Raw genomic sequence first — 21,617 nt, 5'->3', positions numbered from 1 at the left:
GGCGCGTGGCTTGCCGTTGACGAAAAATGCCGGTGCATCGCTGCACCGGCATTTTTCATTGAAGCGCGGCGTTTTGCGATGCGTTCAGCCGCGCCGCTTGCACGACGACACGGTCACGACGCGCGGCCCCGTGTCCTGCAGCGCGATCGGCAGCGCCGTGGGCCGGCACAGCAGTGCGCTGTCGTAGCCGCGCCCGGCGAAGCGGACGATGTCGGCGATCTCGAAACCAAGACTGCGGTAGAACGCGATCAGGTGCGAGGCCGGATGCGGCGTGTCGAGCGCGAGCCGCGCATGGCCGCGCGAGGCGGCCCAGCGCAGCGCGAACGCCACCAGCGCACGGCCCACGCCGCGCCCCTGCCACACCGGATCGACGCCGAACTGGCGCAGGCTCGCCACGTCGCGGCATCGGTAGACATCGTTGGTGGCGGCGGCGTCATGGTCGTGCAGCGTCATCGTCGCGACGATATGGCCGCGGCAGATCGCGACGAAGCAGGTGCCCGCCAGCGCGCGCTGGCGCGTGGCCGAGGCGGGCTGATCGATGCATGGGCAGTTCAGCCCCATCGCGCCGAGCCGCGCGAACGCGCGATGCAGCAGGTCGGTCAGCGTGTCGTAACCGTCGAGCGCGGGATCGAAGCGCCGCAGCACGATGCGATCGTGCGGGGTCGGCACGTAGCCGGCGGGCCGGGCGGTGGACGGAACGGGGGCGAGGCGGGGCGTCGACATGGCGTTTCCTGAACCGGGATCGATGGTTCGCAGTGTAGGAACGCGCGGCCGCGGTGATCAAGAAAAAATGTCGTAAACGCGGCGGCGTGAAAAGCCCCGCCGCCGCGCCCGCAAGCCTTACTGGGCGGCGCTTGTCGCGCTGCTTTCGGCTTCCGGCGGCAGGCTTTCGAATTCGCCCTCGATTCGCACGCGCACGTCGTCGCCGACGGCCGGATACCAGGTCGGGATGCCGAACGCCGCGCGGCTGAAGCTGCCGCTCGCCGAGAAGCCGAGCGTGGGCGCCTTGGTCAGCGGATTGCGGCCGTAGCCGTTGAAGGTGGCGTCGAGCGTGACGGGTTGCGTCGTGCCGCGGATCGTCAGGTTGCCGCTCAGTTTGCCGGTGTGGTCGCCGGTCGGCGTCCAGCCGGTGCTCTCGAAGCGGATCACCGGATAGCGCGCGACGTCGAGCGCATCGCCGCCCTTCACGATGGTGTCGAGCGCCGGCACGTTGGTGTCGAGGCTGGCGGCGTCGATGCTGGCCGACACCTGGCTGGCGGCCAGGCCGCCGGCGCGCCAGTCGAGCACGGCGCTGGCCTTGTCGAAGCGCATCGTGAAGCGCGAATAGCCGAAGTGCGAGACGTCGAAGCTGACGCTCCAGTGGTGCGGATCGAGCGTGTAGCGGCCGGCCGGCACGTTCGCCACGTCGGTCGACACATGATGCGTGAGCACCGCCACCGGCGTGCAAGCCGCCGCCAGCGCCATCGCGCCGGCCAAAACGCCCTTCAGCGCAAGCCTGCGCGTGTCGGAATACCAAGCCATGCCGTCTCCTTGAAGTGTCTGCGCACCATAGCGCGAGCCGCACGGCTTGACAAAGGAGAATGATCGTTCTACCTTGTGCGGCATGAACGATACGACACGACGATCCTCAGCGCTTTCTCAAGGCGCCGACGCGCCATCGGGCGGCGCGCGCGAGCGACTGCTGGAGGCGGCCGAGCAACTGGTGTACGCGGGCGGCATTCATGCCACCGGCGTCGACGCGATCGTCAAGCGCTCGGGCGCGGCGCGCAAGAGCTTCTACGCGCATTTCGAATCGAAGGAAGCGCTGGTGGAAGCGGCGCTGTTGCGACGCGACGATCGCTGGATGGCCTGGTTCATCGGCGGCACGCAGCAGCGCGGCGCGACGCCGCGCGCGCAGTTGCTGGCGATGTTCGACGTACTGCACGAATGGTTCGAGCAGCCGAATTTTCACGGCTGCGCGTTTCTCAACGCGGCCGGCGAGATCGGCGACGTCGAGGACCCGATTCGCGGCGTGGCGCGTTATCACAAGGAGCGCCTGCTGGCGTTCGTGCTGGAAACGTGCGAGGCCTATGCCGACGTGCACGGCGTGGCGGCGAGCGAAGCAGCACCGTTGGCGCGCCAATGGCTCGTGCTGATCGACGGCGCGATCGGCGTGGCGCTCGTCAGCGGCGAGGCCGCGGCGTCGCGCGACGCGCTCGCGGCCGGCGAGGTGCTGCTCGACGCGTTCGAGGCGCGCGCGGCACGGGCCGCCTGACGGTTTGATGCAGAGGCCTTGCCGCGCTGGATACCGGTGGCAAGGCAGGAATATCTGCCGGCGGTTGCGCGGCAGTCTATTTGGTAATCCTTACTAAAAACGCAGTCCCACGAAACCAGGAGCAAGCGATGTCCGAAGTCAGCGAAGTCCGTCCGCCGGTGCCGCCGTTCACGCGCGAAACCGCCATCCAGAAAGTCCGTGCCGCCGAAGACGGCTGGAACTCGCGCGATCCGCAGCGCGTGTCGCTCGCCTATACGCGCGACAGCAAGTGGCGCAACCGCGCCGAATTCGTGACGGGCCGCGAAGAGATCGTCGGCTTGCTCACGCGCAAGTGGGCGCGCGAGATCGACTATCGCCTGATCAAGGAGCTGTGGGCGTTCGAAGGCAACCGCATCGCGGTGCGTTTCGCCTACGAATGGCACGACGATGCGGGCAACTGGTTCCGCTCGTACGGCAACGAAAATTGGGAGTTCGACGAGAACGGCCTGATGGCGCATCGCCACGCCAGCATCAACGATCTGCCGATCCGCGCGCAGGACCGGCTGTTCCACTGGCCGCTCGGCCGTCGCCCCGACGATCACGCAAGCCTGTCCGATCTCGGTTTGTAAGGTGCGCGGGCGTGTTGCCGGCGGCTCACCCGAGCGAGTTTCGCGGCAACACGTTCAGCGCAACTAACGACTTGCCTATCGATGCGCGCGCAAGCATTGTCGGTGCGCGTTGCATGACGATGCCACTTCACCTTTCGCAGTGCGCGCATCGTTATCCGTTAGCAATTCACGCTGACGCAGCTCACCTTGAATCGCGCCAACACCGCGTCGTGTCGTTTAAAGGTGAGGGAATTCGGGAGTCGGCCTCGGTTGAGGTGAGGTTTTTCGGGATATGGTAAGCGGTGCGTGATAAACAGCGTTGCACGTCACCGCTCGCATTTGCGCACCGTGCGGCACAGAAAAAGGGCGAATCGTTGCAAAACGATTCGCCCTTTTTGCTGCGCGTGAAACATGAAACGTGAAACGCGTCAGGCTCTCATCGCTTCATGCGATCACGCCAGCAATTGCGCGACCACCGCCTCGCCCACTTCCTGCGTGCTGGCCTTGCCGCCCAGGTCGCCCGTGCGCGGGCCGTGCTTGAGCACATGCTCGATCGCCGCGAGGATCGCGTCGTGCGCCTCGCGTTCGACGCCGGCGCCGTGGCCGAGGAAGTCGATCATCATCGCCGCCGACCAGATCATCGCGATCGGGTTGGCGATGTAGCGGCCCGCGATGTCGGGCGCCGAGCCGTGCACCGGCTCGAACAGCGACGGGAAATCGCGGTCCGGGTTCAGGTTCGCCGACGGTGCGATGCCGATCGTGCCCGTGCAGGCCGGGCCCAGGTCGGACAGGATGTCGCCGAACAGGTTCGACGCCACCACCACGTCGAAGCGGTCCGGGTTCAGCACGAAGCGCGCGCAGAGGATGTCGATGTGCTGCTTGTCGACCTTGATGTCGGGATACTGCTGCGCCATTTCGGCCGCGCGCGCGTCCCACCACGGCATGCTGATCGCGATGCCGTTGCTCTTGGTCGCGACCGTGAGCTGCTTGGCGCGCGTTTGCGCCAGGTCGAAGGCGAACTTCATGACGCGTTCGGTGCCGATGCGCGTAAACACCGCCTGCTGCACGACGAATTCGCGCTCGGTGCCTTCGAACATGGTGCCGCCCACCGCCGAATATTCGCCCTCGGTGTTCTCGCGCACGATCATGAAATCGATGTCGCCGGGCTTGCGGTTCGCGAGCGGGCTGGGCACGCCCTCGAACAGGCGCGCCGGGCGCAGGTTCACGTATTGGTCGAATTCGCGGCGGAACTTCAGCAGCGAGCCCCACAGCGAGATGTGGTCGGGCACGGTGTCGGGCCAGCCCACCGCGCCGAACAGCAGCGCATCCATGCCCGACAACTGGGCCTTCCAGTCGTCCGGCATCATCTGGCCGTGCTGCGCGTAGTAATCGCAACTGGCCCAATCGATATGGGTGGCCTCGAAACGAATCCCGAACCGCTTGGTGACCGCATCCAGCGCGCGGATGCCTTCCGGCATGACTTCGCGGCCGATGCCGTCGCCCGGAATCACCGCAATCTTGTAGACCTTCTCGCTCATCGCCAGCGCTCCTCGTCCTGATGGTTCGCAGCCCGATGCCATCGGGCGAAAAGTGCGCGGCAACTGGCCGTGTCGCGCACCGCATGACTGCATTCTATTGATTCCGTTACGGATTAGAATCGAGTTCCGGTTAAACGACCTTACACACTTCGTGAATAATCCCGTGACCAAGGCGCCCAATCTCGACGACCTGCGCGTGTTCAGCGTGGTCGTGCGCTTCGCCAGCTTCAGCGCGGCGGCCGAGCAATTGGGCGTGTCGCCCGCCTATGTCAGCAAGCGCATCGCGCTGCTCGAAACCCAGCTCGGCACGCGGCTGCTGCACCGCTCCACGCGGCGCGTGGCCGTAACCGATTCGGGCGAGCGCGTGGTGGCCTGGGCCGAGAAGATTCTCGACGATGTCGATCATCTGGTCGAGGACGTCTCGATCACGCGCACGGTGCCGCGCGGCACGCTGCGCATGTCGAGCAGCTTCGGTTTCGGGCGGCACGTGCTCGCGCCGGCGCTGCTCGATTTCAGCGAACGCTATCCGCAGATCAATGTGCGGCTCGATCTGTTCGACCGGCTCGTCGATGTGGCCGCCGAGCGTTTCGATCTCGACGTGCGGATCGGCGACGAGATCGCCGAGCACCTGATCGCCAAGCGGCTCGCGTCGAACTACCGCGTGCTGTGCGCGTCGCCCGCGTACCTCGCGCGGCACGGCGCGCCGCGCCAGATCGCCGATCTCGGCGCGCATCAGTGCCTCGCGATCAAGGAGCGCGATCACCCGTTCGGCGTATGGCGGCTCACGCAGCGCGGCGAGACGAGTTCCGTGAAGGTGGGCGGCGCGCTGTCGACCAATCACGGCGAGGTGGCCGTGCAGTGGGCGGTGGCCGGGCGCGGCATCGTGCTGCGCTCGATCTGGGAAGCGGGGCCGCTGCTCGATAGCGGCGCGCTGAAGCGCGTGCTGCCCGACGTCACGCAGCCCGCCAATGTGTGGGCGGTGTATCCGGCGCGGCTGGCGACCTCGGCGAAGGTGCGCGTGTGCGTCGATTTTCTGACGGAAGCGTTCGCGAGCTGGAGCGCGCAGGCCTGAGGCCACGCGTGGGGCGCGACGAACGCGGTTCGCTGGCGAGGCGCGCGGTGAAGAAACCCTTGGCAAACACGTCACCATCGCGCTTCACCGCAGTGTGAGGCGAGCGGGTTTCGCGCCGTGCCACGCGCGAATTCGCTTGCCGACCCACAGGCGATGATTGCCACCGGCCCCAGCGTGCGCATGCGTCATCCGCTGTCTGCGGGCGCAAAGGTGATACTTTTCGGGACCCCATCGGCATTGCCGTCGTGGAGTGCGTCAGGATGCGCACGCCGGCTCACCGCAACGTTTCGGGATGCGCCCGCACGACGAGGCAATCTGCCTGCCAAGGCCGTCTGGCGGGCGTTAGCGCCGACTGTTGCACAGCAGGCCGTGCGATGCGTGCCGGGAACAGGGTGAGCGCACTCACCGTTGCGCGCGCACGCAAATCGCCGCGCGGGCGCGAAAGGTGAGGTTTTTCGGGAGCTTGAAACGCTGTGCTTTCAGGCGTCGGGATGGCTCGTGTCGTGCGCCTGTTGCAGGCGTTCGCGGCTCTTGCTCAGGTGCACGCGCATGGCCGCGCGCGCATCGTCCGGGTCCTGCCGCTCGATCGCGTGATAGATCCAGCGGTGCTCGTCGAGCACGCTGCGCAGCCGGTCGATCTGATCGAGTTCGGCGATTTCCGCGCTGCCGAGCCGCGTGCGCGGGCTGACCGAACGGCCAAGCTGGCTCAACACGTCGACGAAATAGCGGTTGCCGCTCGCCTGTGCGATATGCAGATGGAATTCGATGTCGTGCGCGAGCGTGTCGGTGCTGCCGCGTTCGAGCTCGGCCGCGAAGCGTTCGAGTGCGAGCTGCATCTGCCGCAGGTTCTGATCGGTGCGCCGCTTCGCTGCGTGCGCCGCCGACGCCGCTTCCACGTCCATCCGGAATTCGATCACGGCCATCGCGTCGAGCATGTTCGACAGATCGGCCACGGGCAGCCGCATGGGCGCGTCGTTTTGCGGCGCGAGCACGAAGGTGCCCACGCCGTGCCGCGTCTCGACCACGCGCGCGGCCTGCAGGCGCGAGATCGCCTCGCGGATCACCGAGCGGCTCACCGACAGCTGTTTCATCATCGCGACTTCGGTCGGCAGCCGGTCGCCCGGCCGCAACGCGCCGCGGCGGATTTCTTCGGACAGGGAGGTGACGACCTTCTCGGACAGGCTGCTCATGGACGGGTGTGGGCGGAAGCGGTGTTGAAACGGATTGAGGAAAACGGGACGGACCGCAATGTCATCGGATGTCCCGAATCCCGGCATCATAGCCGCAAACCCTGGCAATGAGGCCGTTGCAGGCCGATTCGACGGCAGATATGGGGAAATCACGGACAGATCGCTGCCGTTCAAGCGCCGGCCACATCATGCGATCTCATCGGACAACATCTCGCCTTCGTTGTCAGACGAGATCATACGAGCTATCGGTAATTCGATGTTGTCTGATGTCCTAGCAGGGCAATGGGTGAACCCCTGTCAACGCCCTGAAAGCGTCCTGTCATACCCTTCAGCGTTGAATCGAACGATTTCAGGGTTAACGCTGCTAACGAGCGAGAAGGTTGTCCGACTACAATGTTGTCAGACGACGTATCACAGAAAATCGCCAGCGTGCGACTCACGGTGTTGCGTCCTGTCGTTCAGGCCGGTCACGGCCGATTCAGGAGACATCGTTGACAGCAGCTCTCGGTACGGCAGCGGCCCCGCTCGATTCGGCGGTCGCGAAGGTAATGCGGCATGTCATGCCGCTGTTTCTGATCATGTTCATCGCGAACTACATCGATCGCGTGAACATCGGCTTCGTCAATTCGCACATGCATGCCGATCTCGGCATCGGCGCGGCGGCCTACGGGTTCGGCAGCGGCTTGTTCTTCGTCGGCTATGCGCTGTTCGAGGTGCCGTCGAACCTGCTGATGCAGAAGTTCGGCGCGCGGGCGTGGCTCACGCGGATCATGGGCACCTGGGGCATCGTCGCCGCGGCGATGGCGTTCGTGCAGAACGAACAATCGTTCTACGTGCTGCGCTTCCTGCTGGGCGTGGCCGAGGCCGGCTTCTTCCCCGGCGTGGTGTACTACTTCACGCAGTGGCTGCCGCAATCGTCGCGCGGCAAGGCCGTGGCGATCTTCCTCGGCGGCTCGGCGTTTGCGTCGGTGCTGTCCGGCCCGATCACGGGCAGCCTGCTGTCGATCAGCGGCTTCGGGCTGAAGGGCTGGCAGTGGATGTTCCTGATCGAAGGCGGCTTCTCGATCCTGCTGTGCGGCGTGAGCTGGATGATGCTGAAGTCGCGCATCGACGACGCGCCCTGGCTGACGGGCGACGAAAAGCAGGTGCTGCGCACCACCATCGCGGCCGAGCAGACGGCGCGCGACGCACGCGGCAACGCGCACGTGCCCACCCTGAAGCTGCTGCGCGATCCGCAGATCCTCCTGTTCTGCTTCCTGTATTTCGCGATCCAGTTGACGATCTACGCGGCCACGTTCTGGCTGCCGACCATCATCCGCAAGATCGGCGGGCTGTCCGATTTCCAGGTCGGGCTGCTCAATGCGATTCCGTGGCTGATCGCGATGGTGGCGATGTACGGTTTCGCGATGGCGTCGGCACGCTGGCGCCACCAGCGCGCGTGGATGGCCACCGCGCTGGTGATCGCCGCGTGCGGGCTGTTCGCGTCGACCACCAGCGATCCGACGCTGTCGTTCGTGGCGATCTGCTTCGCGGCGATCGGCTTCAAGGCGGCCTCGTCGCTGTTCTGGCCGATTCCGCAGGGCTATCTCGATGCCCGCGTGGCGGCCGGCGTGATCGCGCTGATCAACTCGCTCGGCAACCTCGGCGGCTTCTTCGCGCCGGCCGCGTTCGGGTATCTGCAGCAGCACACCGGCTCGATCAAGGGCGGCCTGTACGGGCTGGCGGTCGCCTCGCTGATCGCGGCGGTGGCGGGCTTCTTCGCCCGCAGCCGGCCGGCCGATTCGACGCAGGGCGGCGGCACGCTGCAAAGCCGCTCGCAGTAACGCCCGGCTCATGCATTCATGAACGAGTGGCGGCGCGCGAGCCGCGCCGCCGATTTTCAAACCGTTTTTCCAGCGCCGATGCCGGCGCCTTTTTCAGGTAACGCACCATGTCATCGAATTCCGTCCAAGCGAACGCCACCCCTGTCGTGACCGAGCTGCGCGTCGTGCCGGTAGCCGGCCGCGACAGCATGCTGATGAACCTGAGCGGCGCGCACGGCCCGTTCTTCACGCGCAACATCGTGATCCTGCGCGACAGCAGCGGCCACACCGGCATCGGCGAAGTGCCGGGCGGCGAGGCGATCCGCAAGACCATCGACGATGCCCGCGAGATCGTGGTCGGCCAGTCGATCGGCAACCTGCAGGCCGTGCTGAACCGCGTGCGCTCGACGTTTGCCGATCGCGATGCCGGCGGCCGCGGCCTCCAGACGTTCGACCTGCGCACCACGATCCACGCCGTCACCGCGCTCGAGGCCGCGCTGCTCGACCTGCTCGGCCAGCACCTGAACGTGCCGGTGGCGGCCCTGCTCGGCGAAGGCCAGCAGCGCGACGAAGTGGAAATGCTCGGCTACCTGTTCTACATCGGCGATCGCAACAAGACCGACCTGCCCTACGAGAACGGCGCCGCCGGCCGCGACGATTGGGAACGCCTGCGCACCGAAGTCGCGCTGACGCCGGACGCCGTGGTGCGCCTGGCCGAAGCCGCGCAAGCCCGTTACGGCTTCAACGATTTCAAGCTCAAGGGCGGCGTGCTGTCCGGCGACGAGGAAATCGAGGCGGTGACGGCGCTGGCCGAGCGCTTCCCGAACGCGCGCGTGACGCTCGACCCGAACGGCGCGTGGTCGCTGGCCGAAGCCGTGCGCCTGTGCCGCGACATGCACGGCGTGCTGGCCTACGCGGAAGATCCGTGCGGCGCGGAAAACGGCTACTCGGGCCGCGAGGTGATGGCCGAGTTCCGCCGCGCCACCGGCCTGCCGACGGCCACCAACATGATCGCCACCGACTGGCGCCAGATGGGCCACGCGATCCAGTTGCAATCGGTCGACATTCCGCTGGCCGATCCGCACTTCTGGACCATGCAGGGCTCGGTGCGCGTCGCGCAGATGTGCAACGACTGGGGCCTGACCTGGGGTTCGCATTCGAACAACCACTTCGACGTGTCGCTGGCGATGTTCACGCACGTGGCCGCCGCGGCACCGGGCAAGATCACGGCGATCGACACGCACTGGATCTGGCAGGACGGCCAGTTCCTGACGCAGGACCCGCTGCAGATCGTCGGCGGCAAGGTCAAGGTGCCGGCCAAGCCGGGCCTCGGCATCGAGCTGGACATGGATGCGCTCGAACGCGCCAACGCGCTGTACGAACAGCACGGCCTCGGCGCGCGCGACGACGGCATCGCCATGCAGTACCTGATCCCCAACTGGAAGTTCGACAACAAGCGCCCGTGCCTGGTGCGCTGAGCGCCGCCCACGACCGTTCGAATTTGCCCATCACTCTCGACTTTGAAGCAGGCAACGCCATGACCACGCCGCAAGAACTGAAGCAGATCATCTCCGAAGGGCTGCTGTCCTTCCCCGTTACCGATTTCGACGCGCAAGGCAATTTCCGCGCCGATACGTTCATTGAACGCCTCGAATGGCTTGCCCCGTACGGCGCCTCGGCACTGTTCGTGGCCGGCGGCACGGGTGAATTCTTCTCGCTGACGCAAGCCGACTATTCGAATGTGGTTCGCACTGCCACGGAAACCTGCAAGGGCAAGGTGCCGATCCTGGCTGGCGCCGGCGGCCCGACGCGCGTGGCGATCGAGTACGCGAAGGAAGCGCAGCGCCTCGGCGCGAACGGCATCCTGCTGATGCCGCATTACCTGACCGAAGCGTCGCAGGACGGCATCGCGCTGCACGCGGAAGAAGTGTGCAAGGCCGTGCCCGATATCGGCGTGATCATCTACAACCGCGCGAATTCGAAGCTCAACGCCGACATGCTCGAGCGCCTGGCCGAGCGTTGCCCGAACCTGATCGGCTTCAAGGACGGCGTGGGCGAGATCGAACCGATGGTCACGATCCGCCGCCGCCTCGGCGAGCGCTTCGCCTACCTCGGCGGCCTGCCGACCGCGGAAGTGTACGCAGCGGCCTACAAGGCGCTGGGCGTGCCGGTGTACTCGTCGGCCGTGTTCAACTTCATCCCGAAGACGGCGATGGATTTCTACCGCGCGATCGCCGCGGACGATCATGAAACGGTCGGCAAGCTGATCGACGATTTCTTCCTGCCGTACCTGAAGATCCGCAACCGCCGTGCAGGCTACGCGGTCAGCATCGTCAAGGCCGGCGCGAAGCTGGTCGGCCATGACGCCGGCCCGGTGCGCGCACCGCTGACGGACCTGACCGAAGAAGAAGTGGCCGAACTCGACGTGCTGATCAAGAAGCTCGGCGCGCAGTAAGCCAGGCATTCGACGCCGACGTCACGGGACGCCCGGCCGCCGCTGCGCGTCATGCAGCGTGCGGGCCGGGCGTCCCGTTTTTCATTGGCGGTGCGCTGGCTGGCAGAGCGGCAGGGGCTACAGCTTGCCGGCCTTCGCCAGCGTGATCACGCGCGCCCAGCGCTTCGCCTCGCGCTCGCTCGGCATCGGCAGCGCCCACGCCGGATGTTGTGTATCGCGCAGGTCGATCGCGAGCTGCCAGCGCTCGCCGTCGGGATGCGCGCGGCAGCCGGCCACGTCGGTGAGCGTGTAGGTGCCGGTGGCGCCATCCTGCGACAGCGCCAACAGCCCCTGCGTCGACGACAGCTTCAGTTCCACCGCGCCGTGACGCACCGCATGGGTCCAGCCGCCTTCCTTGGTGTTCGATGCGATCTCGCGCCGACTGCGCAGCCAGGCCGCGACGGCCAGTGCGAGCAGCACCGCCGCCACGCACGACACGCCGATCGCCACGCCCGCGCCGAATTGCGCGGCCAGGGCATGAAACGCGGCAATCGCACCCCAGACGAGCGCGGCGAACACGATAAGAACGATCAGGATCGGCATGGCGAGAGGCGGCGAAACGAAAGCAGGGAGAAGGAGAGACATCGCATGGCCGACGAAGCCGCCGGCCATGCGATGTGAGGGCAGGCCGCGCGCGGGGCGCGGCTTGCCTGAACGGCTTCAGCGCGGACGGTGGATGTCGTGCGTGACGAACCCGGCGTCGTTGGTCGGCAGTTCGAGCGCATCGGGCACGCCGAGCGTGTTGCGGATATCGACGAGGCCCGCCGACCAGTGGTCGCGCATCGTCGAGGTGCCGAACTGATAGTCCTTGTAATCGTGCTCGTAGGACTTCTGCTGATAGATCAGATGCTGGACGTTGTAGCGCTTGCCGGTGGACAGCACGTCGGCCTGCTGGCACCACGGATCGCTGTTGCGCACGTCGTCCGGCACCAGGTCGAGCACGCGGCGCAACACGTTGCGGAAGCGCTGTTCGCGTTGCAGCGTGTCGGTCACCAAACGCGTGCGGCTCGAATACTGCACGTCCTTGGTTCGCTCGGCGACATCGGCGAGCGTGCCCGGCAGCGGCCCGCGCGCATTCCACAGGTCAACCTGGAACGCGAGCGTGTCGCGGCGCGGCGAGGCGCGCAGCACTTCCATCAGCGGCGTGTTCGACACGATGCCGCCATCCCAGTAGTACTGACCATCGATCTCGACGGGCGGGAAGGCCGGCGGCAACGCGCCCGAGGCCATGAAATGCTCGGGGCGCAGCGTGATCTTCGTGTTGTCGAAGTAGGTGAAGTTGCCGGTGGCCACGTTCACCGCGCCCACCGACACGCGGATATTGCCCGAGTTGATCAGATCGAAATCGCAGAACTCGAGCAGCGTTTCGCGCAGCGCCGACGTGTCGTAATAGCTGACGCGGGTCGGATCGTCGTCGCGCACGCCGGGCAGCGGCGGCGGGAAGCGCGGCACGAAGAAGCCGCGCTGCCCCTGCAGCATCGCGCTGGCCGCCTGCGAGGCGGTGAACGCCTGCCGGATCGACTCGATGCTGTTGAACAGCGCGAATTCGATCGCAGGCGGCAGCGCCGGGAAGAACGCCGGCTGGCAGATCGTGTTCCAGAACTCGCGCAGCCGCTCGACCTGCCGCTCGGGCGGATTGCCGGCGATCAGCGCGGTGTTCAGCGCGCCGATCGAAATGCCGGCGATCCAGTTGAGCGGAATGCCCGCTTCGTGCAAGCCTTCGAACACGCCCGCCTGATACGAGCCGAGCGCACCGCCGCCTTGCAGCACGAGCGCGACGGTTTCGTACGGCAGCGTGCGCGCGACCGGCTTGCCGGCTTCGTGACGGAGGTCGGGGTCGCTCGCTTGTTTCTCGGTACGGGCGTGGGGCTTCATTGCATGAACCAGCCGTGGCTGACGACGAACGACTGGCCCGTGAGCGCGGCGCTCGGGAATGCCGACAGGAACAGCACCGTTTGCGCGACGTCCTGCACCGTGGTGAACACGCCGTCCACCGTATCGCCCAGCATCACGTTCTTGACGACTTCTTCCTCGGTGATGCCCAGTTCCTTCGCTTGTTCCGGGATCTGCTTGTCGACCAGCGGCGTGCGCACGAAGCCCGGGCAGACCACATGCGAGCGCACGTTGTGCTTCGCGCCTTCCTTGGCGAGCACGCGGGCCAGACCCAGCAGGCCGTGCTTGGCCGTGACATAGGCCGACTTCAGCGGCGACGCTTCGTGCGAGTGCACCGAGCCCATGTAGATCACCACGCCGCCGCGATCGCCCTTGTACATGTGCTTGAGCGCGGCCTTCGTCGTCAGGAACGCGCCGTCGACGTGAATCGCCTGCATCTTCTTCCAGTCGGAGAACGAATAGTTCTCGATCGGGTTGACGATCTGGATGCCGGCGTTCGACACCAGGATGTCGACCGAGCCGAATTCGGCGGCCACCTTGTCGATGCCGGCGTTCACGGCGTCTTCGTTGGTGACGTCCATCGCCACGCCGATCGCCTTGCCGCCCGCTGCCTTGATCTGTTCGGCGACGGCGTTCGCGCCGTCCTGGTTCAGGTCGGCGATCGCCACCGCCGCGCCGGCCTTGGCCAGCTCCAGTGCGATTTCCTTGCCGATGCCGCTTGCGGCGCCCGTCACGACAGCGGTCTTGCCTTTCAGATTGCTCATGATCGTTTTCCTGATGAGTGGTTGGAGGAGTTCAGGTGAGGCGATGCGTTACTTCGCGAGGTAATCGTGGACGACTTCGCCGAGGCCCAGCGTCAGGTCCGCCATGATGTGGCGGGCCTCGACGATTTCGAGCACCGGCAGGTCGGCCACCGGCGCGAGCGCGTGCGGCGCGAGATGCAGCGAGGCCGGGCCGGTCCACGCGCCCTTCATCTTGATGTCCTGCAGGTAGTAGCGAACCAGTTCGCAGATGCGCGGGCTGCCGTCGACGTGCGGAATGATCTTCAGCAGATAGTTCGCGCCGGCCAGGCGCTGCTGCTGTTCGACGAGATCGAGTTCCTTGTGCTTGTAGCCCATCGTGCCGGTGGCCACGCGCACCGGGCCGTAGTCGAGCGTGCCGAGCAGCGTGTCGATGTGGGTTTCCAGCGTGGGCTGTGCGAGTTTCTTCGGGAATCCCCACAATTCGCGGCCGCCGGCGATCGGCGGGTGATCGTTGAGGTACATCGCGAGCGTGTAGCTGCCGGGCTTGCCGTCGAACTCGACCGGGATCACCTGGCCGCTTTCGGTGTAATCGCCGAAACCCGTCGAGTCAGGCATGCGAATGAATTCGTAATGCACGAACGGCTGCGTGACCTTGAGCGGTTCGGGGACGATTTCGCGCAGCCGGTCCAGATCGGTGCGATACGTGATGATCAGAAACTCACGATTGATGAAGCGGTACGGCCCCATCGGAAAAGCCGGACTCGTGAGCGGCATCGCGAACGCATTGGACAGGACTTGACTCGGATTCATGCGGGCTCCTTGTGGATCGCTGCTGATGGATGAGTGTCGCTATCCTATGCCGTTGCAGATCGATTGTGCGCCGCCGCAAGCGGAAAAGATTATTGCTTAATTCGTAGCGTTTCGGCAGGAAAACGCAAAATCGATTTAAAAATTCGATGGAATCAAACGACTTAACTCGCATCTTCCGGTGTGCCGATGACGTTCTTGTGAGCGCCGACGGTGAGCCTTTGCGGGATATGAGGTGAGAGGATACGGGATCGCGAGGCAATCTGCATCGACGCGTGCATCGAATGTTTGATGAACTTTTTGCAGTGCGCAATAGGCGAAGCGCCATGCCTCGGCATGGCATTTCGAAATGCTTTCGTTTCGGCTTTCAAATGCGACGCAATGCGGCGGTGCAATGCGCGTGCGAGGCGGCAGCAATCAGCCCGGCGATTTCGCGGCGGCGGATTCGGGCGCCACGTCCGGCGAGCTGCCGGTGCCGCTGTGCAATTCGGGGGTGTCGGTGGCCGAGCCGCGGGCGATTTCGCGGTCGAGTTCGCCGTCGTGCAGGATCGCGCACATCGCCACGAACAGCGCGAGCACGATGGCGGCGAGCACGCCGTAGCCGAGGATTCGAAGCGACCGGGCGAGCGTAGCGTGCATGGTGTGATCCGTGTTCATGGTCGTGCGCCGAAGCGATGAACGCGTGTTCGCGAAGGCGAACACCGGTTGTCGTTCGCAGCGATCGCGGCCGGCCCACGTGCCGTCGCGCCCTGCGTACCGGCTGCGCCGTGGCCCACATCGGCCCGAGCGGCGAGCAATCCGACGATATATACCACGGCGGCGGGGCCGGCAGAGGGCGGCAAGCCGGCTGCGATGCCGATTTATCACACGCCGTTTCAGATCTCCACAAGCTTTCCATGCGAAAGCCGGCCCGAGCGGCCGGCTCGATCACGCTCGCCGTGGCGTCAGTCGTCGAGCGATTCGTGGACGCCTTCGGCGCCGCGCTTCCAGTACGCCGAGGCGCGGATGCGCGACTTGTGCACGCCGCGGTCGTCGCACAGGTGCTGGCGCACCGCGCGCATCGCGGCGGCTTCGCCGGCCGCCCACACGTAGCCGTCGCCTTGCGGCAGCGGCAGGTCGCGCAGGGCCTCGACCAGTTGCGCGCCGGCCGCGCCGTTGCCGGCCGCCGGGTTGTCGCGATAGCGCCAGATCGCGTAGACCTCCGCCTGCGTCGCGAATTCGAGCTGCGCCGAGGCATCGGCCACTTCCACCACCACGGCGGCGCGCGTGCCGGCCGGCAACTCTTCGAGGCGGCGCGCGATGGCCGGCAGCGCGGTGTCGTCGCCGATCAGCAGATGCCAGTCGAAATCCGTCGGGACAACGAACGACCCGCGCGGCCCGCCGATCGCGAGCGGCTGGCCGACGGCGGCCAGCGCGGCCCATTGCGAGGCCGGGCCCGGGTGATGCAGCACGAATTCGAGGTCGAGCTCGCGCGCCGCGCGATCGTAACGGCGGGGTGTGAAGTCGCGCATGATCGGCTTCGGCGCGCCTTCGGGCAGCACCAGGCCGTTCGGGCCGAGTTCGGGCAGCGGCGCGCCGGCGTCGCCCGGCGCGGGGAAGAACACCTTGACGTGATCGTCGAACGACGCGCTGACGAAGTCGTCGAGATCGTCGCCGGTCAGCGTCACGCGCAGCAGGTGCGGGGTCACGTGCGTGACCTGCTTGACGGTCAGTGCGCGGCGTTTGAGGGTATGGCGTACGCGCGTCACGGCGCGTTCAGTCGGGTTCTGCATGGTTCGATTCTCCGGGTTGGGTCGGGCCGCGCTCAGGCTTCGGGCGTGCCGTCGATGTCCGCTGCCGCGCGGCGCAGGATCGCGGCGATGCGTTGCTGTTCGTCGGCGGCCACGGCGCTCTTGCGGAACAGCGCCGCCTTGAGCGCCATGCGTGCCTCGACGAATTCGGGCAGCCAGCCGCCGTCGGGCGTGCCGTCCGCCGCGTCCGTCTGGCCGGCCATCGCGCGGCGCATGAATTCCATCTTGCGGCCGAGGTGTTCGAGCTTCGCGAACAGCAGGTTCACGCGCTCGCGTTCCGTATCGAGTTGCGCGCGGCCGGCTTCGGCGAGCGCGTAACGCTTGCGGTTGCCGTCCACTTCCACGGTGACGTAGCCGACTTCCTCGAGATAGGTCAGCGCCGGATAGACCATGCCGGGGCTCGGCACGTAGAAGCCTTGCGAGCGCGTGTCGAGCGCCTTGATCAGCTCGTAGCCGTGGCTCGGCTGCGCGGCGAGCAGCGACAGCAGCATCAGTTGCAGATCGTCGGAATTGAACTGACGGCCGCGCGGCATGCGCGGATCGTCGAAGCCGCCAGGGCCGCCGAAGCCTTCGGGAAAGCCGCCGCCGAAGCCGTGACGGCCGCCGCCGCGCCGGCCGCCGGCCATCGCCCAGAGCTTGTGCAGGGCGTGGCGGTGGCCGTGGTGATGGCCGTGGCCGTGATGGGGGTGCTCATGGCCGTGGGCATGGCGGGTGTCGCCGTCGAAGGCCTCGTGGCTCGGGTGGTGGTGGGAACGACGCATGGTGTTCTCCTTCGTACATGTCTAAAGATGTATCGAAAGATATATATCGAAAGATATACGGTCAAGAGGAAAAATGAGGGAGCGAGCGGGGGAGGGAAATGAGGCGGCGATGATTGCCGCCTGGAGAGAACGTCGGCCGGGAGGTCGGCCAGCGGGAAATCGCGCGCCGAGGGCCGGCGCGCGGGCGACACATCCGTCAGCGAGAAGCCGCCAACCCCGCCGCCTGCTCCGCCACCCCTCGCAGAATCGCCGCGAATTCCTCCGGCGCTTCCGCACAGCTCGTATGCCCCGTCTGCAACACATGCAGCGTCGCACCGGGAATCGCCGCGGCCAGTTCCTCGGCGTGGGCGAGCGTGCGCGCGACGTCGAACTGCCCGTGCACCACCGCCACCGGAACCGGCGGCAGGCCCGGCAGCAGCGGCAGCAGGTCCGTCTCGATCTGGCTGCGGATCGCCTGCGCCACCGCCTCGCCGCGCAATTGCTTGGGATAACCGACGATCTCGTCGAGCAGCGGCGGCGCGGGCAGCGTTTGGAAGCAGCGCGTGGCGAACGCCTGCCACATCGGCTCGCCCCATTCCGCCTCGATGCGCCGCACGATGCCCGACGCGTCGCCGTGCCCCCTGGTGTTCGCGCCGCTGTTGGCGAGCACGAGGCCGCGAATGCGCACGTCCGCGCGCCGGTGCGCGGCGAGCGCGCTCAGGACGGCCAGCGGCGTGCCGAGCGAATGTCCGACCAGCACCAGATCCCGCCCGGCCGGAACGGCATCGACGATGCGCCGCGCGATCGAATCGAGATCGAACGCGCCGTCGTCCTCCATCCATGCCAAGGCGGCGGCATTCAGCCCCGACAGCCGCGCGGCATCCGCGTAGACGAGCGGGCTGCACATCGCGCCGGGCAGGCAGATCAGGGTGGGCAGGGCGGCGGAGGACTGGGCCAGCGGAACGATGCGCATGGGAGCGGTGGAAGACGGCGACGCACGAGCTTACTGCACACCGGCGCCCGGCGCGCCCCGCTTGTTAGAATGGCGACCTTTTCCTGGGAGAAAACCATGTCCTGGTTCATCTACGAAGTGCCCGAGTATCACGAAGACGGGGCGCGGATCGAGCCCTTCACCGATCTGCGCAACCGTGTTCTGAAAGTCAGCGGCCAAGGCATGGCCGACGAGCTGGAAAGCGTGCGCGAGAACGCGGCGGCCACGGCGAACACGCCCGAGCATCCGCTGCGCAACGCGGACAACCCGCACGTGTTCCCGATCCCCTATGCCGATTCGATGATCCTGGTCGGCTTCATCTTCGAGACGAAGCGCGATGGGCAGCAACTGGTGGTGTCGCCGGTGGACATGCCCTGGCTCGACGACGCCGACACCGACGCATAAGCGATGACGTCGGCAATCACGCGAGCGAAACACCCCGCATGAAATCGTTCGACGGCAAGCTCGCCGTCATCACCGGCGCGGGCTCGGGCATCGGCCGCAGCCTCGCCCGCGCGCTGGCGAATGCCGGCTGCCGTCTGGCGCTGTCGGATCTCGATCCGGCCAGCCTGGCCGACACGGCCGCGCTGTGCGCCAAGGCCGGTGTCGCCGTCTCGCAGCACTGCGTGGACGTGGGCGACCGCGACGCCATGATGGCCTGGGCGCGCGACGTCAAGGCGCGCCACGGCGCGATCCATCTGGTCTTCAACAATGCCGGCGTGTCGCTCACGGCGCTGGCGGCCACGATGTCGATCGACGATTTCGAATGGCTGATGCGCGTGAATTTCTGGGGCGTGGTGAACGGCACCCAGGCGTTCCTGCCGTACCTGATCGAATCGGGCGACGGCCACATCGTCAACCTCTCCAGCATCTTCGGGCTGGTGGCCGCACCGACGCAAAGCGCCTACAACGCGAGCAAGTTCGCGGTGCGCGGCTATACGGAATCCTTGCGAATGGAACTGGAGCTGATGCGCGTGCCGGTCAGCGCGACCTGCGTGCATCCGGGCGGCGTGGCGACCAATATCGTCAACGCGTCGCGCATCGACCCGCGCGTGGCCGAACTGACCGGTCGCGACGTGGCGATGCATCGCCAGAGCGGCAACCAGACCATCAATGTCACGTCGCCCGACGCGGTGGCCGAGCGCATCCTGCGCGGCGTGCGCCGCAACGCGCGGCGCGTGGTGATCGGGCGCGATGCGCGCCTCGTCTACTGGCTCAGTGCGTGCCTCGGAGCGGCGTATCAGCGGATCTTCGTGAAGGCGTATCGGCGCGGTTCGATGGCCGGCGGGCGCGACGCCTGATGCCGCGCGGCCTCACTTCCCGGGATCGAGCAGATTCGACGTGAAATCGCATGACTGCGCCGCGAGCTTCGCCACGGCGGCGCTCAGCGTATGCGGCTCGTCGCCGCGATGCATGGCGAGATAGCGGATCGGCGGCAAGGCCGGCGTGGTGGCCACCTCGACCAGCGCGCCCTGTTCGAGCATGCGCGAGAGGCAGGCGCGCGGCAGGTAGGTGATGCCGAGCCCCGACAGCGCCAGCCCGATCTGCGCGATCAGGCTGCTGCTGGCCAGCGTCTTCTGCAAGGCCACGCCCTGCGTTTCGAGGAAACGGCTGTAGACATGGCCGGTGCCGGACAGGCCGCCCTGCAGGATCAACTGGAACTGCGCGATGTCGGCCAGCGCGATGCGCCGCTTGCGCGGCGCGAGGTGGGCCGCGCACATCCACGCGTTCTCCACGTGGCCGACGAGCGTGGCCGAGAACGCCTCGACCTCGTGCGTCTGCGGCACGATGATCACGTCCACCGTGCCCGCCGCGAGCCGCTCGCGCAGCGTGGCGTTCAGGTCCACCTCCGCTTCCACCGTGACCTTCGGATATTCGGCCTGGATCGCCGCGATCAGGCGCGGCAGCCAGGTCAACGCGGTCAGCTCCGTCACGCCGATGCGGATCTGGCGCACCAGCGACGTTTTCGAGCTGATGCGCTCGACCACCCGGTCGCGCTGTTCGAGCAGCGCCTGCGCGTAATCGAAGAATTCGCTGCCCTTTTCGGTCAGCCGCGCGCTGCGGTTCGCCCGGTCGAACACGGCGATGTCGAACGCGCGCTCCAGCTCCTGCACGCGCTTCGAGATCGCCGATTGCGTGGTGTTCAGCCGCGCGGCGGCGGCCTCGAACGAACCGAGCTTGACGATCCAGTACAGCGCTTCCATTTGCTTGAAAGTCAGCATGGCGAACACATGGATGAATTAAAGCGATAGTTTCCCATAACTAAATATCGCTTTTTTCGTTTCTTTTGGCTGCTTATGTTTGGCCCATCGCATGCCGCATGCATGCCAACCGCCAGCCTCTGGAGACACCATGGACTCCGTCATCGACACCCCTCACTCCGCCCGGGCCGAGCGCAAGCCGCGCATCAGCCTCGCCTGGCAAATCCTGATCGGCCTGGTGGCCGGCATTGCGGTGGGGGTGGTGCTGAACCACATGCCGCAACTGCGCGCCCAGGCGATCGACGGCCTGCTGCAACCGGCCGGCGACATCTTCATCCGCCTGATCAAGATGGTGGTGGTGCCGATCGTGTTCACCAGCATGGTGGTGGGCATCGCGGGCGTGGGCGACGGGCGCTCGCTCGGCCGCATCGGCCTGAAGACGCTGATCTACTTCGAGATCGTCACGACGCTCGCGATCGTGATCGGCCTGGTGCTCGGCAACCTGCTGCATCCGGGCGTGGGCACCGACCTGTCGCCACTCTCGCACACCGATATCGCGCGCTTCCAGCAGACCTCGCAACAGACGCAGGGCCATCACGGCTTCATGGCGCTGTTGCTCGGCATCATTCCCGACAACATCGTGATGTCGATGGGGCGCGGCGACCTGCTGCCGGTGATCTTCTTCTCGGTGCTGTTCGGGCTCGGCCTGCAGACGGTGCCGGCCGAATATCGCGCGCCGGTGCTGGCCACCTTCAAGGGCATCGGCGACACCATGTTCAAGGTGACCGGCATGGTGATGCGCTACGCGCCGATCGGCGTGTGCGCGCTGATCGCGATCACGGTGGCGAACTTCGGTTTCGGCTCGCTGCTGCCGCTGATCAAGCTGGTGGCCGTGACCTATCTGGCGATCGTGCTGTTTGCCGTCTGCGTGCTCGGTGTAACGGCCCGTTTGTTCGGATTCCGTATCTTCACGCTGCTGCGCGTGATCAAGGACGAACTGATCATCGCGTTCTCTACCTGCAGTTCGGCCTCGGTGCTGCCGCAACTGATGAAGAAGATGGAGGACTACGGCGTGCCCAAGAGCATCACCGCGTTCGTGGTGCCCACCGGCTACACGTTCAACCTCGACGGCGCATCGATCTATCTCGGCATCGGCACGCTGTTCGTCGCGCAGCTCTACGGCGTGCACTTGGGCCTGCAGGAGCAGCTCGTGCTGGTGCTCACGATGGTCGTGACGTCGAAGGGCGCGGCCGGCGTGCCGGGCTTCATGTTCGTGATCCTGCTGACCACGCTCGCCAGCGCCGGCCTGCCGCTCGAAGGGCTGGCGTTCATCGCCGGCGTCGATCGCATCATGGACATGGGCCGCACCGCGCTGAACGTGGTCGGCAACGCGCTGGCCCCGCTCGTGATCGCGAAATGGGAGCGCCAGTACGACGCCGAAAAGGGTCGGGCCTACCTCGCGTCGCTGGACGCCTGAGGCGCGCCGCCCGCGCTTCGTGCCGACTTCGTTTTTAC

At 66.4% G+C, this 21,617-nt stretch carries 22 protein-coding genes; 9 read left to right on the top strand and 13 right to left on the bottom strand.

The window, feature by feature from the left end; genetic code table 11:
• Positions 1-84 precede the first annotated feature (84 nt).
• Both AB4851_RS05425 and AB4851_RS05420 read right to left on the bottom strand, forming a co-directional pair.
• Positions 85-723 (bottom strand): GNAT family N-acetyltransferase, encoded by a 639-nt coding sequence (locus AB4851_RS05425; RefSeq protein WP_414448761.1) that lies wholly within the window; start codon positions 721-723, stop codon positions 85-87.
• Positions 724-840: 117 nt separating this feature from the next.
• Entirely contained in the window at positions 841-1,464 is a 624-nt protein-coding gene (locus tag AB4851_RS05420; protein ID WP_414449139.1) for a YceI family protein, read from the bottom strand.
• A gap of 139 nt (positions 1,465-1,603) precedes the next feature.
• Between AB4851_RS05420 and AB4851_RS05415 the strand changes: the two genes are divergently transcribed.
• Both AB4851_RS05415 and AB4851_RS05410 read left to right on the top strand, forming a co-directional pair.
• On the top strand, positions 1,604-2,254 hold the full coding sequence (locus AB4851_RS05415; protein WP_414448760.1) for a TetR/AcrR family transcriptional regulator: 651 nt from the start codon (positions 1,604-1,606) through the stop codon (positions 2,252-2,254).
• Positions 2,255-2,382: 128 nt separating this feature from the next.
• Positions 2,383-2,862, top strand: coding sequence for a DUF1348 family protein (locus AB4851_RS05410; protein ID WP_414448759.1), 480 nt, complete (start codon positions 2,383-2,385; stop codon positions 2,860-2,862).
• 431 nt (positions 2,863-3,293) lie between these two features.
• Here AB4851_RS05410 and AB4851_RS05405 read toward each other — a convergent pair whose 3' ends face one another.
• Positions 3,294-4,379 carry a tartrate dehydrogenase gene (locus AB4851_RS05405; protein ID WP_414448758.1) on the bottom strand — a complete coding sequence of 362 codons (1,086 nt, stop codon included), beginning with the start codon at positions 4,377-4,379 and terminating at the stop codon, positions 3,294-3,296.
• A 163-nt stretch (positions 4,380-4,542) separates the two neighbouring features.
• Here AB4851_RS05405 and AB4851_RS05400 point away from each other — a divergent pair, with 163 nt between their 5' ends.
• Positions 4,543-5,451 carry a LysR substrate-binding domain-containing protein gene (locus tag AB4851_RS05400; protein WP_414448757.1) on the top strand — a complete coding sequence of 303 codons (909 nt, stop codon included), beginning with the start codon at positions 4,543-4,545 and terminating at the stop codon, positions 5,449-5,451.
• A 479-nt stretch (positions 5,452-5,930) separates the two neighbouring features.
• Here the strand turns inward: AB4851_RS05400 and AB4851_RS05395 are convergent, their stop codons facing one another.
• Positions 5,931-6,641, bottom strand: coding sequence for a FadR/GntR family transcriptional regulator (locus AB4851_RS05395; RefSeq protein ID WP_414440592.1), 711 nt, complete (start codon positions 6,639-6,641; stop codon positions 5,931-5,933).
• Between the two features lie 491 nt (positions 6,642-7,132).
• On the opposite strand from AB4851_RS05395, the gene AB4851_RS05390 reads away from it, so the two are divergent.
• The 3 genes from AB4851_RS05390 (at position 7,133) to kdgD (ending at position 10,898) form a co-directional block, all read left to right on the top strand.
• Entirely contained in the window at positions 7,133-8,464 is a 1,332-nt protein-coding gene (locus AB4851_RS05390; RefSeq protein WP_414448756.1) for an MFS transporter, read from the top strand.
• A gap of 107 nt (positions 8,465-8,571) precedes the next feature.
• Complete coding sequence (gene gudD, locus AB4851_RS05385; RefSeq protein ID WP_414440594.1) at positions 8,572-9,921, top strand: glucarate dehydratase; 1,350 nt, start codon at positions 8,572-8,574, stop codon at positions 9,919-9,921.
• 59 nt (positions 9,922-9,980) lie between these two features.
• Positions 9,981-10,898 (top strand): 5-dehydro-4-deoxyglucarate dehydratase, encoded by a 918-nt coding sequence (gene kdgD, locus AB4851_RS05380; protein ID WP_414448755.1) that lies wholly within the window; start codon positions 9,981-9,983, stop codon positions 10,896-10,898.
• Positions 10,899-11,015: 117 nt separating this feature from the next.
• Here the strand turns inward: kdgD and AB4851_RS05375 are convergent, their stop codons facing one another.
• The 8 genes from AB4851_RS05375 to AB4851_RS05340 form a co-directional block, all read right to left on the bottom strand.
• Positions 11,016-11,480 (bottom strand): signal peptide protein, encoded by a 465-nt coding sequence (locus AB4851_RS05375; RefSeq protein WP_414448754.1) that lies wholly within the window; start codon positions 11,478-11,480, stop codon positions 11,016-11,018.
• A 117-nt stretch (positions 11,481-11,597) separates the two neighbouring features.
• Positions 11,598-12,812, bottom strand: coding sequence for a DUF3734 domain-containing protein (locus AB4851_RS05370; RefSeq protein ID WP_414448753.1), 1,215 nt, complete (start codon positions 12,810-12,812; stop codon positions 11,598-11,600).
• Positions 12,809-13,594, bottom strand: coding sequence for a 3-hydroxybutyrate dehydrogenase (locus tag AB4851_RS05365; protein ID WP_414448752.1), 786 nt, complete (start codon positions 13,592-13,594; stop codon positions 12,809-12,811). The genes AB4851_RS05370 and AB4851_RS05365 overlap by 4 nt, the downstream gene beginning before the upstream one ends.
• Positions 13,595-13,642: 48 nt before the next feature.
• Positions 13,643-14,383: an acetoacetate decarboxylase gene (locus AB4851_RS05360; protein ID WP_414440599.1), complete on the bottom strand. Its 741-nt coding sequence runs from the start codon at positions 14,381-14,383 to the stop codon at positions 13,643-13,645.
• 414 nt (positions 14,384-14,797) lie between these two features.
• Positions 14,798-15,037 (bottom strand): hypothetical protein, encoded by a 240-nt coding sequence (locus AB4851_RS05355; protein WP_414448751.1) that lies wholly within the window; start codon positions 15,035-15,037, stop codon positions 14,798-14,800.
• A 287-nt stretch (positions 15,038-15,324) separates the two neighbouring features.
• Positions 15,325-16,152, bottom strand: a complete 828-nt coding sequence (locus tag AB4851_RS05350; RefSeq protein WP_414448750.1) for a siderophore-interacting protein — start codon at positions 16,150-16,152, stop codon at positions 15,325-15,327.
• A gap of 32 nt (positions 16,153-16,184) precedes the next feature.
• Entirely contained in the window at positions 16,185-16,931 is a 747-nt protein-coding gene (locus AB4851_RS05345) for a PadR family transcriptional regulator (RefSeq protein ID WP_414448749.1), read from the bottom strand.
• Positions 16,932-17,127: 196 nt separating this feature from the next.
• Positions 17,128-17,883 carry an alpha/beta fold hydrolase gene (locus AB4851_RS05340; protein ID WP_414448748.1) on the bottom strand — a complete coding sequence of 252 codons (756 nt, stop codon included), beginning with the start codon at positions 17,881-17,883 and terminating at the stop codon, positions 17,128-17,130.
• A gap of 96 nt (positions 17,884-17,979) precedes the next feature.
• Here AB4851_RS05340 and AB4851_RS05335 point away from each other — a divergent pair, with 96 nt between their 5' ends.
• Positions 17,980-18,306 (top strand): helicase, encoded by a 327-nt coding sequence (locus tag AB4851_RS05335; RefSeq protein WP_414448747.1) that lies wholly within the window; start codon positions 17,980-17,982, stop codon positions 18,304-18,306.
• 38 nt (positions 18,307-18,344) lie between these two features.
• A complete protein-coding gene (locus AB4851_RS05330; RefSeq protein ID WP_414448746.1) occupies positions 18,345-19,202 on the top strand; it encodes an SDR family NAD(P)-dependent oxidoreductase in 858 nt (285 codons plus the stop codon).
• 12 nt (positions 19,203-19,214) lie between these two features.
• Here AB4851_RS05330 and AB4851_RS05325 read toward each other — a convergent pair whose 3' ends face one another.
• Complete coding sequence (locus AB4851_RS05325) at positions 19,215-20,123, bottom strand: LysR family transcriptional regulator (protein WP_414448745.1); 909 nt, start codon at positions 20,121-20,123, stop codon at positions 19,215-19,217.
• A 130-nt stretch (positions 20,124-20,253) separates the two neighbouring features.
• Between AB4851_RS05325 and gltP the strand changes: the two genes are divergently transcribed.
• Complete coding sequence (gene gltP, locus AB4851_RS05320) at positions 20,254-21,579, top strand: glutamate/aspartate:proton symporter GltP (protein WP_414448744.1); 1,326 nt, start codon at positions 20,254-20,256, stop codon at positions 21,577-21,579.
• Positions 21,580-21,617: the final 38 nt, after the last annotated feature.

This window comes from Burkholderia sp. 22PA0099 (genome assembly GCF_047497165.1).
Taxonomy (GTDB): Bacteria; Pseudomonadota; Gammaproteobacteria; order Burkholderiales; family Burkholderiaceae; genus Burkholderia.
This window is presented reverse-complemented; position numbering and strand designations above follow the sequence as displayed.